This window comes from Legionella navarrensis (genome assembly GCF_052527415.1).
In genome coordinates this window covers 1-350 of the sequence record NZ_JBNVZR010000061.1, presented here as the reverse complement: position 1 = coordinate 350, position 350 = coordinate 1, and the positions used below count along the sequence as shown (strand labels likewise).

Genomic DNA, 350 nt, shown 5'->3' with positions numbered 1-350 from the left:
CTCCTTCACTCGTTCGCATTCATGCCTCGATAAAAGAAAAAATCCTTGCAAACACCCTTTTTAAGGGGTTAAGTCATTGAAGGTCATACAAACATAAGATCATACTAATTCGCTTGTGTTACCTCAATTTTTACCATATTTTTAATGAACATCTGGATATTCCAGATAAAAATACACTCTATAAATGCACTTTTATCTCGACTATCCCGGCTAAACTGGTGGGTCTGGGTGGACTCGAACCACCGGCCTCACCCTTATCAGGGGTGCGCTCTAACCAACTGAGCTACAGACCCAAATTCTGCCGCTACTTCTCTGAAAACAAACTGTGTGGGCGCTTTAAATCACTCTCG

The 350-nt window shown here is 42.0% G+C and carries 1 tRNA gene; it reads right to left on the bottom strand.

Annotated elements, in window-relative coordinates:
• Window positions 1-216 precede the first annotated feature (216 nt).
• A tRNA-Ile gene (locus tag ACQUTA_RS13110) sits at window positions 217-293 on the bottom strand.
• Window positions 294-350 lie beyond the last annotated feature (57 nt).